General features: G+C 61.9%; 12 protein-coding genes. 7 read left to right on the top strand and 5 right to left on the bottom strand.

Going from position 1 to position 13,231, the window contains the following annotated elements; genetic code table 11:
- Nucleotides 1-102 precede the first annotated feature (102 nt).
- Genes ABK249_RS23920 through ABK249_RS23900 form a run of 5 tightly spaced genes read right to left on the bottom strand, consistent with a single transcriptional unit; the run spans nucleotide 103 to nucleotide 5,240 of the window.
- Entirely contained in the window at nucleotides 103-942 is an 840-nt protein-coding gene (locus ABK249_RS23920; RefSeq protein WP_227704006.1) for a glycerophosphodiester phosphodiesterase family protein, read from the bottom strand.
- An 11-nt stretch (nucleotides 943-953) separates the two neighbouring features.
- Nucleotides 954-2,060 (bottom strand): ABC transporter ATP-binding protein, encoded by a 1,107-nt coding sequence (locus ABK249_RS23915; protein ID WP_227704007.1) that lies wholly within the window; start codon nucleotides 2,058-2,060, stop codon nucleotides 954-956.
- 1 nt (nucleotide 2,061) lies between these two features.
- Nucleotides 2,062-2,979, bottom strand: a complete 918-nt coding sequence (locus ABK249_RS23910) for an ABC transporter permease subunit (protein WP_227704008.1) — start codon at nucleotides 2,977-2,979, stop codon at nucleotides 2,062-2,064.
- Nucleotides 2,980-2,982: 3 nt separating this feature from the next.
- Nucleotides 2,983-3,873, bottom strand: coding sequence for a carbohydrate ABC transporter permease (locus tag ABK249_RS23905; protein WP_227704009.1), 891 nt, complete (start codon nucleotides 3,871-3,873; stop codon nucleotides 2,983-2,985).
- 59 nt (nucleotides 3,874-3,932) lie between these two features.
- Nucleotides 3,933-5,240: an extracellular solute-binding protein gene (locus tag ABK249_RS23900; RefSeq protein WP_227704010.1), complete on the bottom strand. Its 1,308-nt coding sequence runs from the start codon at nucleotides 5,238-5,240 to the stop codon at nucleotides 3,933-3,935.
- Nucleotides 5,241-5,447: 207 nt separating this feature from the next.
- Between ABK249_RS23900 and ABK249_RS23895 the strand changes: the two genes are divergently transcribed.
- The 7 genes from ABK249_RS23895 to ABK249_RS23865 all read left to right on the top strand — a co-directional run bounded on the left by ABK249_RS23895 (nucleotide 5,448) and on the right by ABK249_RS23865 (nucleotide 13,214).
- Nucleotides 5,448-6,602, top strand: coding sequence for an ROK family transcriptional regulator (locus ABK249_RS23895; RefSeq protein WP_210050050.1), 1,155 nt, complete (start codon nucleotides 5,448-5,450; stop codon nucleotides 6,600-6,602).
- A 208-nt stretch (nucleotides 6,603-6,810) separates the two neighbouring features.
- Nucleotides 6,811-6,990: a hypothetical protein gene (locus ABK249_RS23890; protein ID WP_227704011.1), complete on the top strand. Its 180-nt coding sequence runs from the start codon at nucleotides 6,811-6,813 to the stop codon at nucleotides 6,988-6,990.
- A gap of 107 nt (nucleotides 6,991-7,097) precedes the next feature.
- Entirely contained in the window at nucleotides 7,098-8,081 is a 984-nt protein-coding gene (locus tag ABK249_RS23885; protein ID WP_210050053.1) for a LysR family transcriptional regulator, read from the top strand.
- A 133-nt stretch (nucleotides 8,082-8,214) separates the two neighbouring features.
- Nucleotides 8,215-9,729, top strand: a complete 1,515-nt coding sequence (locus tag ABK249_RS23880) for a class I adenylate-forming enzyme family protein (RefSeq protein WP_227704012.1) — start codon at nucleotides 8,215-8,217, stop codon at nucleotides 9,727-9,729.
- Between the two features lie 21 nt (nucleotides 9,730-9,750).
- Entirely contained in the window at nucleotides 9,751-10,566 is an 816-nt protein-coding gene (locus tag ABK249_RS23875; protein ID WP_227704013.1) for a creatininase family protein, read from the top strand.
- A gap of 7 nt (nucleotides 10,567-10,573) precedes the next feature.
- A complete protein-coding gene (locus tag ABK249_RS23870; RefSeq protein ID WP_348864229.1) occupies nucleotides 10,574-12,199 on the top strand; it encodes a CocE/NonD family hydrolase in 1,626 nt (541 codons plus the stop codon).
- The gene (locus ABK249_RS23865; RefSeq protein WP_037152919.1) at nucleotides 12,186-13,214 is read left to right on the top strand and encodes an ABC transporter ATP-binding protein; all 1,029 of its coding nucleotides are present in this window, start codon (nucleotides 12,186-12,188) and stop codon (nucleotides 13,212-13,214) included. Before ABK249_RS23870 ends, ABK249_RS23865 begins: the two co-directional genes overlap by 14 nt.
- The last annotated feature ends 17 nt before the right edge of the window (nucleotides 13,215-13,231 follow it).

The following is a 13,231-nucleotide window of genomic DNA, read 5'->3' as shown; positions in this document are numbered from 1 at the left end:
ATTTTGAAAAGAAGCAGGCATCGGGATCCCCGCTCTTCCAATGCCTGGAATGGTGCAACACCAACAATGACCTGTACCGGATCCGAATCGCGCAGACGCGAATCAGGCATTTTGTCGCAGATGACGTGAGCCGAGGTAGGATTTCAGCGCCTCTGGCTGATCGGTCTGGATAACGCTGATGCCGGCGTCGATCAGCCTGCCCCAGATCGCGTCCGGATCGGCAAGGGCCGCGCTGTCGGTCCATTCGCCGCTGCCGGGCTGATCGAGTGTGTTCACCCAGAGCGCCATGCCAGCCCTCATAAAGGCTTCGCGGTTAAGACTGATCGTTTCGAGACTGTCGAAACGGATTTCGCACATGAAGGGCGAGAGCTCGGCGAGAATGCCGAGTTCTTCTCTGAACCCTTCCGCCGTGAAACGTGCCATGCCCATGAAGGGCACGCCGTCGATCTTCTGGGCGCGCACCCAGGCGACCTCCGCGCGGCTGTGAACCTTGGTCTTGAGGTCGACGCTCGCATGGGCATCCATCGCCCGCGCGCAAGCGGCAACTTCCGGAAAAAGTCCGCGATCCTTGAGATCGAGATCGGCAAAGATACGTCCTCGAATCACTTCCAACGCCTGCCTCAACGTCGGAATGCGTTGATCGGTCATCACGCGGCCTTCCCCGCCGTCGTCTTCCCGCAGGGTCAGCGCCTTGAGTTCCGCCATCGTAAGGCTCTCCGCTTCGCGGCCGATGCCTGCCATGCGCTGAAGCGTGTCATCGTGCATCAAAAAAAGCTCGCCATCGGCACTCTTGCGGATATCGAGCTCAACGATTTCGCAGCCAAGAGCGATGGCGTTTTCGATGGCGGCCAGGCTGTTTTCGGGAGCGCCGTGCCAGGCACCACGATGAGCGACAACAGCACAGGCGCGCGCCGGCGAGGCGATAAAGTCTTTATAGGTCATGAGGCTTTCTTTCATTGAGCAGCAAATGCGCCGCATATTGCTCGGCCTGTTTCGGCATCGAAGAGATGCAGCCGGGCAGCAGGCAGGTTCAGGAAAAGTTCGGACTGGTTAATCAGATCGGCGCCGAAAGGCGTGGCGATTCGGATCACCGATCCGGCCAGATCGGCCGCCAGGACCGAGTGGGAACCAAGGTCCTCGCGGAATCGGAGGACTGCGCGAACGGCATGGCCGTCTGCCTTGATCCCCACAACGATGTCCTCGGGGCGGATGCCGAGCTGATAGCTTCCGGTCAACCGAGCTTCGGCGACGATTTGCCCATCGGCAAGCCGCAGCACGGAACCATCGCCAGTCACCGGCAGGATGTTCATCGGCGGCGCGCCGATGAATTTGGCGACGAAGACAGAAGCCGGATGGTGATAGATCGCCTTGGGCGTATCGAACTGCTCGATCCGACCCTTGTTGAGGATGAGAATACGGTCGGCAAGCGTCATCGCCTCCACCTGGTCGTGAGTGACGAAGATGGAGGTCGCGCCGATGCGCCGGTGGAGTTCCGAAAGCTCCACACGCATGTCGTGCCGAAGCTGCGCATCGAGATTGGAAAGCGGCTCGTCGAACAGAAGAACGTTCGGTTCACGCACGATGGCACGGCCGATCGCGACGCGCTGGCGCTGGCCGCCGGAAAGCTGCCCCGGCTTGCGGGTGAGATAGTCGGAAAGGGCCAGCATTCTCGCAACCGCCGCGACCCGCGCGGCACGCTCGGCCTTCCGCACACCGGCGACCTTGAGGCTGTAGGCCATGTTCTCGAACACGGTCATATGCGGATAGAGCGCATAGTTCTGGAACACCATGGCGCAGCCGCGGCGCTTCGGTTCGAGGTCCTGCACTTCCCGGCCCCCGACCATGATTTTGCCGTCGCTCACCCGTTCGAGCCCGGCGATCATCTGCAGAAGCGTGGACTTGCCGCAGCCGGAAGGACCGAGCACGACCGTGAACTCTCCGGCCCTGAGCTCGACATCCATCGGCGGGATGACGACCGTCTGGGCATCGTAGGCCTTTGTGACGCCGATAAGCTTGATATCGGCCGCAGCCGCGCGAATGGCCGTGTCGATAGCGTTCACGTCATTTCTCCGAAAGAACGAGGCCCTGCACGAGGTAGCGCTGCAGGAGTGCGATCATCGCAAGGGGGATGATGGAAACGATCACGGCCCCGGCCATGATCATCGGAAAATCGGGCACCTGCCCCTCCGAATCCGGAACCAGCCGTGCCAGCCCCACGACGGCGGTCTGCATATCGGGCGTCGAGGCGCCGACCAGCGGCCAGAGATATTGCGTCCAGCCGCTGAGGAAGGTCAGCACGAAAAGAGCGGCAAAGCTGGTGCGCGACAGTGGCAGAAGGATATCGAACAGAAACCGGGTGGGGCCGGCTCCGTCCATGCGGGCGGCCTTGAACAGGTCCTTTGGCAGTGTCAGGAAGAACTGCCGGAACAGGAACGTGCCGGTGCCATGCGCCACAAGCGGCGCGACCAGGCCGAAATGTGTGTTGAGCACGCTTAGTTCCAGTTGGACGGGAGTGCCGAATATCCGTGCGATCAGGCCGTTGAGACCGGTTGCGTCGAGCACGGCGTTGAGCGGAGAAAAAATGTTCGAAGCGACCTGATACGTGGTGATGACGCGGATATCGAGCGGCAGCATGATCGTCGCGAGAATGAGGGCGAAGACGACGCCCGCCCAGCGGATGCGGAAATAGACGATCGCATAGGCCGACAGGAACGACAGGACGCAGGTCGCAGCCGCATTGCTGAACGCGACCACCATGCTGTTCAGCATCTGGATCGGGATGCGCGTCTCCGTGAAGATGCTCGCCATGTTGGCGAGAAGCTGGTCGCCCGGATACCAGGCGAGCCCGTTGCGCAGCATGAATTCGTAGGATTGCGAAGCCGTTGAGAGCGTCAGGTAGAGCGGCCCAAGGATGTAGATCATCCCGACGACCAGGATGAGGCTCGCGATAATGTTGAGGGAACGTGCGTTTTCGACCATGGCTCACCGCTCGTAGTCGACGCGCCGGCCAAGGAAGATGAACTGGGCGGCGGTAAGGATGATGACGAAGACCATCAGGATTGCGGTCTGGGTCGAGGCGCCGGAGAGGTCATACCCGCTGAACCCGTCCATATAGATCTTGTAGACGAGTAACGTCGTCGCGCCGCCCGGACCGCCGTTGGTAATGGTGTCGATCAAGGCGAAGGCCGAGGTGACGCTCTCGGTGAATTCCAGCACCAGCGTCAGGAAAAGCTGCGGCATGATCAGCGGCAGTTGCACGTCGAAGATGCGCCGCCATGGTCCTGCCCCGTCCATCGCGGCCGCTTGGTGCATGGTTCGCGGGATCGACTGCAGGCCTGCAAGCAGGATCACGAAATTGAACGGGATGCCACCCCAGACATGTGCAGCGATCAGCGTGATGAAAGCGTCGGTACCATTGATGCCAGGCGCCCATATGCCCGGAAAGATGCTGTTGAGCGGCGCCAGGATGCCGACGAACGGATTGAAGATGAAGGCGAAGACGACGCCGATCGAAGCCCCCGCCACGCCTTTCGGCCAGACCAGCACGTTGCGGGCCGGCAGCGACAGGCGGATCTTCCGATCGGCGGCCACTGCAAGGATCAGCGGCACCAGAACCGCGAGCGAGGACGCGGTCACCATGAAGATGATGGTGCGCCAGCCCGCCTTCCAGAATTCTGGATCGGCAAGCACCCGGGCGAAATTGTCGAGCCCGACGAATTCCGAGCCGCCGCCGAAAGGTCGTTCCAGAAAGAAGGACCAGTAGAAGGCCTGGAAGATCGGCACGTAGAAGAAGAGGACGATCAGCAGCATCATCGGCGCCACCAGCAGGACCGGCAGCCAGCGATTGCTGAAGAGAGTGGAATCCGAAGACATGCATGAAACCTACAAATGAGGCCGGCACGGGGCTGTTACCCGTACCGGCCGCGCCAGGATCAGGGGAGCTTCGCACCCTTGTAGGTCTGCTCGAAACGGCGCAGCAGTTCGTCGCCACGCTTCTTGGCGCTGTCGAGCGCCACTTGCATGGTCTGCTGTCCGGCGAACGCCTTCTGGGTTTCCTCCATGAAGACTTCGCGGAACTGCACGTAGAAGCCGAGGCGGATGCCGCGGGTGTCCGGCGTGCGCGGCTGGTTCATCGATTCGATGCCGATCGCAGCCGTCGCATATTTGGGAGAGTCCGCTTCACCGCTTTCGGCGATGACGTCCAGCACGTCGTTGGTGACGGGGACGTAGCCCGTCGCGGCGGTGAAGAACATCTGCTGTTGGGGGCGGCGCAGGAAATCGAGGAAAGCCTTGGCGCCTTCGATTTCCGCCTTGTCATGACCCTTCATGATATAGATCGACGCGCCGCCGACGAACGTGTTGTGGCGCTCATAACCCTGGTACATCGGCGCCATGCCGACGGTGATCTCGTATTTGCCTTCGAAAGCCTTCGCGGAAGCAGCATAGGAGCCGGAGGAGCCCTCCATCATGGCACATTCGCCGGCGTTGAAAGCGGCGGTGTAGTTGCCGGCCTTGGTGTCGGCATTGAGCTTCACCAACCCTTCCTTGCGCCATTCGACAAGATTGGCGAGATGCTTGGCTGCGAAGGTGGTGTTGAAAACATATTCGGCATCAAGGCCGTCGTATCCATTATGTTTCGAGGCGATCGGCAGGCCGTGGCGCGCCGAAAACTGCTCCAGCACGCGCCAGGTATCGCCGTCCGTAACGAACGGGCAGGCATGGCCGGCGGCCTTCAGCTTGCGGGCCGCTTCAATGATCTCTTCCCAGGTCACCGGGGTCTTGCTGATGCCGGCTTTTTCCAATTCGGTCTTGTTGGTGTAGAAGAGCAGCGTCGAGGAATTGTAGGGCTGTGAATAAAGCTTGCCGTTCGACGTTTCGTAATAGGAGCGGGCGCCGGCGATGTAGTTGTTCCAGTTGACATCGGGAAGCACGTCCTGCACCGGCACCACGGCGCCGGACAGCAGCAGATCGAGCGTGCCGGCATCGAAGAACTGGATCAGCACCGGGTGGTTCTTGGCGCGATAGGCGGCGATCGCCTTTTGCATGCCGACTTCGTAACTGCCCTGGCCGACGCAGGTGACGCGATGTTCGGATTGCGCGGCGTTGAAGGCATCGCACTGGGCCTTGATCGCGGTCTCGACATTGCCCGTATTGCCATACCAGAATTCGATATCGGCGGCATGTGCTGCACCCGCGCACGTCGCCAGGGCGGTCGCTGCCACCAGAACGGAAATCTTCATAATTGCCCTCGCCTGTTTTGGGATTGGCCTTGCCGGCCCTGAACGTAGCCTTACTACACTTAAAGTGTAACAATAGGATGACGGCCGGAAACCCTTGCCCTCGAAGAAGGGCGCAGCTATGCAGGAATCGGGAAGTGAGCAAGCAATACGCGAAGCGGCAATTATTACACCTTTATGGTAATGCTTGTCGGTCTAGGGGGTATGACAATGAGCTATTCTCCGGAAGCGTCGATCGCCCCCCAATTTCTGCGCGCCAGCGAAGGCGGCGTCGTATCGCCGAACGAGCGCAACCTCTTGAAGCTGATCTGGCGCCACCCGGGCCTTTCCCGATCCGAAATCACCAGCCATACCGACCTCACGCAGCAATCGGTCTACCGGATCATCGACCAGCTGGCGGAGCGCGGCGTCGTTGCCCTTGGTTCGCCGAAGCCCGGCCTTGGCCGCGGCCAGCCGAGCCCGACACTGAGGCTTGACGGCCGCCATGCCTATTCCTGCGGTATCTCGGTCAACACCGACATCATCGGCATCTGCCTGATGGACCTGGCAGGCAACATCCTCGGCGAAAGCAGCGTGACGCTGCGCGAACACACCATGGCCCGGTCGCTCGATCTCGTTCGCGAACAGATGGTTGAATTGCAGCGGCAGAACAGTCTGACATCGGAAAGCTTTTTCGGCATCGGCTTTGCCATTTCCGGCTACCATGTCGGCGGTACGCGCTACAACGCGCCGCTGCCCCTGCATGAATGGTCGCTGATCGAGCTCGGACCTCTCCTTTCCGACTTTTTCAGCAGGCCGGTCTGGGTCCACAACGGCGCCAATACCGGAGCAATCGCCGAATCGATGTTTGGCGTCGGGCGCTACATCAAGCACTTTGCCTATCTGAGCTTCAACTACGGATTCGGCGGCGGGCTGATCAGCGATGGCGAACTGCTGCTCGGCGGCAACGGCAACGCCGGGGAATTCTCCGGGATATTCGACATAGAGGAATCGAAACGCCGGCCGGCCCTGCAATATCTGATCGAACGGCTGAACCGCAACGGCGTCGACGTGCCCTCGATCAGCTATATGCGCAAACATTTCGACCCGGACTGGCCCGGCGTTGCCGAATGGGTGGAAGAGATCACACCCGCATACAATCGTCTCATCAACGCCATCCGGGCCGTTGTCGATCCACAGGCAATCGTGTTCGGCGGCCAGGTCCCGCCCGATCTTGCGCAGATGTTGATTGAGCGAACGCGCATTTATGATCGACCGCGTTACGGTGTACATCGCCCTAGCCCAAAACTCATTATTTCGGAGATAGGAACCGACGCCTCGGCCATGGGGGCCGCGATCACGCCATTCCACTCAACCTTCTATTGAGCTGAACTGACGCCTCGAAATCATAAGGTCCAACGAGAGGGCGATGGATTTTGACTCATGTCAACTCGCCCGCGATTCCAACAGGCATATTGGCATCCACCTCTTGATCAACTCTGGAGGTCTTAAGGGAATTTCAGAGCGGAGACCTTCAAACGGCTCACCGCCACGGTTGTACGAATTCCAATACGGAACCGGAAAGGATGCGCGGATGGTCAGGATCGTCGCTCAGGCAATACTGTCGGCAGCGGGTGTCATCGTTGCCTTCTTCGTCTCGGAAAATGACATCGGCTACCCCATCTATCAGATGATCGTCTCTCTCCTGCTGATTGTCGTGGCCGCACTCTTGGTCTGGTACGTGCCCAGGCTGATCCGCCGCAACAATATATGACGGTCTGGAAGAAAGAGCCATCATCGGCGTCGAACACCGGCAGCCTCTGAACGCGCGTGGCACGTCGCTTGCATCGGTTAGATGCCAGCTTGCGAGAGGATACGGCCGTGTATGCGAATATCAACCCTTCGATCGACATCCGATTGCTGCACACCACCTATCTCCTGCTCACCGAGAGGAACGTCTCGAAAGTGGCAGTCCTGCTCGGCCTCAGCCAGCCGAGCGTGAGCGCATCACTGAAGAAGGCACGCGAGATCTTCTCCGATCCGCTGCTGGTGCGCAGCGGCCAGAAACTTGTTCTCACCGAGCGCGGCGAGGAAATCGTCGCTTCGCTCGGCGCGATGCTGGAAAGCCTCAAGAACACCATCAACCGGACCAACCAATTCGATCCGGGCGCAGTCCAGAGCCGCATGCGCGTTGCTGCCGTGAATTGTTTCGGCGCCTTCCTCATTCCGCCGCTCGCGAGCAGCATCCGGCAGAAGGCGCCCGGCATATCCGTCGATTTCTTCGCTCCCTCCGAAAAGGTGGATCTGATCGATGAGCTCGGATCGGGGCGAGTGGATCTCGTGATCGGCAACTGGCCGGCGCCCCAACAAAGCTTGAAGTCGACCACGCTTCTGCATTGCGACATCGCCTGCGTGGTACAGAAATCCAATCCGCTCGCCCGGCGCGGCAGGCTTTCCCTCGAAACCTATCTCGATGCCGATCACGTGTCGCCGACGCCGGGATCGAGCGCCTTCTACAGTCCGATCGACGGGCGGCTGTCCCAGCTTGGCCTGAAGCGCAGGATCGCCATGTCCGTTCCGGAATACGCCCTCATCCCGGCCATTCTCGCCGAAACCGACCTCGTTTTCACCACCGCCCGGCCCTATGCGGAGTATATTGTCGAGCATGCTCCGGCCAATCAGCTTCAGCTCGTCGAGGCACCCCGCGAATTCGATCAGATGAACCTTTATCTGCTCTGGCATGAACGGGCCCATGCCAGCGGCGCCAATCAATGGCTCCGCAGCGTGGTGCGCTCCGTGGCCCGCCGCTTCGACCAGACCCTCCATGCCGTACCAACGACATCCGAACTCCTAGCAGCCTCTTGAACCCCAGATATATAAGCCTCCGTCTATACCTAGTATTGACGAGCGAGACATTCACCCCGCGAGCAATTTTGCCCATGCTTGAGGCACGCATAATGCATGCTGAATAATTGAGCATAACGACCGGGAAATGCGAATGTTGATGCACACTCTGCTTTTGGACGGTGCGAACCGTGATCCGGACCACGCCTGTTTCCATTGGGTGGACAGGAATAGGAGCCTGACCTATGCGGAGGCCGTCGGCGCCATGGAGCGCGCCGCGGGCGCCCTCCACGACCTCGGCGTCCGGCCGGGAGACCGGGTGACGATCTTTGCCCATAACGGCATGGACTATCTCGTCACCATGCTCGGCTGCTGGCGTCTTGGAGCGATCTGCGCCCTCGTAAACGTCAAGTTCGCTGGTGAACTTGCCTATTATTTCGCCGATCATGAGCCGACCGTTGTCGTCTACACCCATGACATGCAGGAGCCGGTCCGGACCGCCGCCGCCGGCATTGCGAGCATCCGGGCGCTGGTTTGCATGGACGGCCCGCAGGAAGGCGCCCATTCCCTGCCCGCCCTGATGGCCGCAGCGCTTCCCGTGCCCGCCGACCCCGGCAATGAGGATGCGATTGCCCATCTCTCCTATACCTCCGGCACGACCGGCAGACCGAAGGGCGCCTGCCTCAAGCACGAACCGACGGTCAGGGCGACGCGCTGCATCGCAGAACGCCTGCAGATCACCGCCGACGACGTCTCCTTCGGTCCGAGCGCGCTGTCGAGCTCCTATCAGCTCGTCGGCAACCTGTTGCCGCAGCTCTCCCACGGCGCCGCCATCAACGTCATGGGCAAGTGGACGCCGTCGACGGGCTTCGATGCACTGGAAGCGCGCGGCGCGACCATGCTGATCGCCAATCCGCCGATCCTCACCGATGTCTTCAACGAGGCCGCCGCCCGCGGCCATGCACCGTCGAAGCTGCGCATGAGCATGTCGGGCGGCGGGCCTGTTCCACCCCTCCTCAAGGCCGGCTGGCACGAAAAGCTCAAGCTGCCGCTGGTTGAAAGTTACGGACAGTCCGAACTCGGCGGCTTCGTCGCCCTCGGTTTTCCGAAGCTCGACAGGAAAGACATCGAGACGCGCCGCGCCGGCATGCCCCTTCCCGACAAGGAAGTCCGCATTCTCAATGCCGACGGCACCGAAGTGCCGAACGGGGCGGTGGGCGAGATCGCACTGCGCGGCGGCTTCATGTGGGGCTACTGGGGCAAGCCGGAAAAGACGGCGGAGACGCTGAGAGACGGCTGGCTCTGGACCGGTGATATCGGCTCGATGGACCGCCAGGGTTTCGTGACCATGCTGGGGCGCCGCTCCGAACTCCTGCATGTCGACGGCAAGACCTGGTATCCGCGCGACGTGGAGGAGGCGCTTTCGACGGTGCCCGGTGTCGAACAGGCCGCCGTCGTCGGCGTGCCCGATGCGGCGATCGCAACCCGTCCGGTCGCCTTCGTGCAGGCCACCCTGCCGCTGGATGGCGAGGAGATCAAAGCGAAGATCGCCGACGCTCTGCCCTACGACCTCTCCGTCATGACCGTGGTCTCGCTTGCCGAGCTTCCCATGACCCCCACCGGCAAGATCGCCAAGGCCGAACTCGCCGCGCGCGCCGCGGCGGTTTGAAACGAAATCGAGGACATATCCATGAAGCTGAAGTCGCATTGGTGGTGGGATCATACGACCAGGGATTTTTTCGAATTCGACATGGAGAAATTCGTCGCCATCCTGCCCGTCGCCGCCGTCGAGCAGCATGGTCCGCACCTGCCGGTGCGCGTGGATGCGGCGATCAATGCCGGCACGATCGCAAGGACCGTGGAACTGATGGAAGACGACCTGCCGGCGCTGGTGCTGCCGATGATGCCGGTCGGCAAGTCGGTCGAGCATACGGCCTATCCGGGCACGCTGACCTTCAACTACGATACGCTCGCCAAAATGTGGTTCGAGCTCGGCGAGAGCGTCAACCGGGCCGGCTGCCGCAAGATCATCTTCGTCAATTCGCATGGCGGCCAGCCACAGGTCATGGAGATCGTCTGCCGAGAATTGCGGGTGAAGCTCCGCATGTTCGCCGTCAGCGCCTGGGCAAGCGCCGGTGCCGATTTCTCCGACCTCTACAGCGAACACGAGCTGAAACACGGTATTCACGGCGGCGAGGCGGAAACCAGCGTCATGCTGCATCTCCATCCCGAACTGATCGACATGCAGTTCGCCGATGATTTTGTGCCCGTATCCGTCGAACTGGAAAAGGCGGGCGGTCTGCTGATGCCGGAGGGGCGGATCGGTTATGGATGGCAGACCCAGGACATCCAGCCGTCCGGCGCCTGCGGCAACGCAGCAGCCGCCGATGCCGAACGCGGCCGCGAGCATGTGGAGCGCAGCGCCCGCAATCTCCTGAAGCTGGTCAGGGAAGTTCTCGAATTCCCACTCGACCGCATCACCGACAAGACGACGTACAGGGGCTGACGACGTGATGCACCACCGGACGCCTCATGACGTGATCGGGCCTGAAAGGGCCGAACTCGTGCTGCGCGACGGTATCGTGCTTGTTGCAGATATCTACCGGCCCGCGAATGAAGGCCTCTATCCCGTGCTCCTGATGCGCCAGCCCTATGGGCGCGCCATCGCCTCGACGGTCGTGCTGGCGCATCCGTGCTGGTATGCGTCGCATGGTTATATCGTCGTCATTCAGGATGTCCGCGGTTGCGGCGATTCCGGCGGGGATTTCGAAGCCTTCGTCAACGAAATGGAAGATGGCGCGCAGTCCCTCGATTGGGCGGCATCTCTTCCGGGCTGCAGCGGCAAGCTCGGCCTTTACGGCTTCAGCTACCAGGCCATGACGCAATATCTTGCGCTTGCCGGCAAGGGCCGCCGGCCCGATGCGATCGCCCCGGCAATGGCATCCTGGATGCCGCGCGACGACTGGGCCTACGAGGGTAGTGCGTTCCGGCTCGGATTGAATGTGAGTTGGGCGGCGCAGATGGCCAAGCTCAAGGCAGCCCGCAACGACGATGGCGAGACCTATTCCACGATCGACGGCGCGGCAGACGACCTTGCGCTCCGCGATCTGCTGATCGCCCGGCCTGACCTTTCGCATCTCGGGAAATGGATCGAGGACGACGAAACATACTGGAGCAAGATTTCTCCGGGCGTCCTCCTCAGGGATAACCCGCTCGACATCCCCGCTTTCCATACGGGCGGCTGGGCCGATTTCTTTCTGGAAGGCACCTGGGCGGCGGATGCCGCTTTCCGCCGGAAGAACCCTCAAACCTCTCATCTCGTCATCGGGCCATGGACGCATGCGCCCTGGAACAGGATGAGCGGCGGCACCGACATGGGGCCGGAGGCGGAGTTCCCGGTCGACCGCGCCCAGATTGCATTCTTCGACTTCTACCTGAAGGGTAAAGGAGATCGGCCGGCGACGGCTCGGCTGTTCGATATGGGGCTTCGACGCTGGCGGACGCTTCCCTCGCTTCCGCCCACGGCGGATACGGCCTTTTTCCTGGCGTCGTCAGGGCTTGCCGCCGCGATGATCAGCGACGGTCGCCTCGATACCGGGCCGTCGTCGCCGGCCGGCGACACCTTCGTCCACGATCCCTTCCGCCCGACGCCGCTTGTCGGAGGCCATCTCGGCACACCGGCCGGCTTTGCCGACCGCAGCGCCTTCGACAACCGCGCCGATGTGGCGGTCTACACGACCCTTCCGTTCGACGCCGCGACGACCTTCATCGGCAAGGCTGCGGCCGAGATCGAGATAGCCTCCCGATCCCTGGGCTGCGATGTCTGCGCGACGCTGTCGCTGGTCGGCCCTGATGGCGCAGCGAAAGTCATCTCCACCGGCTATGCCCGGATCGACGATGCCCATCGTGCTCTCGCGCGCATTTCCCTGCGATCCATATGCCTGTCGGTTCCGGTCGGGTTCAGGCTGCGGCTGTCCTTGCAGGGCGCGGCGGCGCCAGCCTTCGAAATCCACCCCGGCAACGGCGCCTTTGCCCCGGCGCCAGCCATCGCATGCAGGCCCATTCCGATTTCCATTCACCACGGCGGGGCTGCAGGCTCCCGCCTCATCATGCCCAGGGTGTCCGATGACGTCGCATAAGCACTATCTCACACTCGACAATGTCACTGCGACCTACGGCGAATCCGTCGCGGTCAACGGCCTGACGATCGAGGTCGCCAGGGGAGAGCTGCTCTCGCTGCTCGGCCCCTCGGGCTGCGGCAAGACGACGACGCTCAGGATGATCGCCGGCTTCATCCAGCCGTCGGGCGGACGCATCATCCTCGGCGGCGAGGATATCAGCCGCCGCCCCGTGCATACCCGCAATATCGGCGTGGTCTTCCAGTCCTATGCGCTCTTTCCGCACCTCACGGCGCTCGACAATGTCGGCTTCGGATTGCGCATGCGCCATGTCGGCAAGGCGGAATGCCGCGAGAAGGCCGCCGCCGCTCTCGAAACGGTCGGCCTCGGCGCCTATCAGGATCGCTATCCCGGCCAGCTTTCGGGCGGCCAGCAGCAGCGCGTGGCGCTTGCCCGCGCCCTGGTGATCGAGCCGGACGTTCTGCTTCTCGACGAGCCGCTTTCCAACCTCGACGCCCACCTGCGCGCCGATATGCGCAGCGAAATCCGCTCCCTTCAGCAGCGCCTCGGCATCACCACGGTCTTCGTCACCCACGACCAGCAGGAGGCGCTCGCCATGTCCGACCGCGTGGCGGTGATGAGCAAGGGGCTGCTGATGGAAATCGGATCGCCGGTCGGCCTCTGCGACCGGCCGAAATCCGCTTTCACCGCTTCTTTCCTCGGCGCCCGCACGGTGATCGAAGGACGAACGGAAAACGGCCGGTTCCACGCGCCGGGGCTCGCCTGCGACGGTGCACCGGAGGGTGCCACCAGGCTCGTGCTGCGCGCCTCGCGTCTCAGGATTTCCAGCGAGCCCGGACCGCTCAATGTCTCCGGCACGCTCGTCAATTCGGCTTTCTTAGGCGACACCTACGAAGCCGACATTCAATCCGCATGCGGCACGATCCGGCTGATCGTGTCGTCGGATATGCCGCCTCCGCCCATCGGCACGTCGTGCAACATCCAAACCCAGCCAGGTGGCGCCACATTCATCTAAACGAACAAGGGGAACTT

Source organism: Neorhizobium phenanthreniclasticum, assembly GCF_040066075.1.
GTDB lineage: Bacteria > Pseudomonadota > Alphaproteobacteria > Rhizobiales > Rhizobiaceae > Neorhizobium > Neorhizobium petrolearium.
This window is presented reverse-complemented; position numbering and strand designations above follow the sequence as displayed.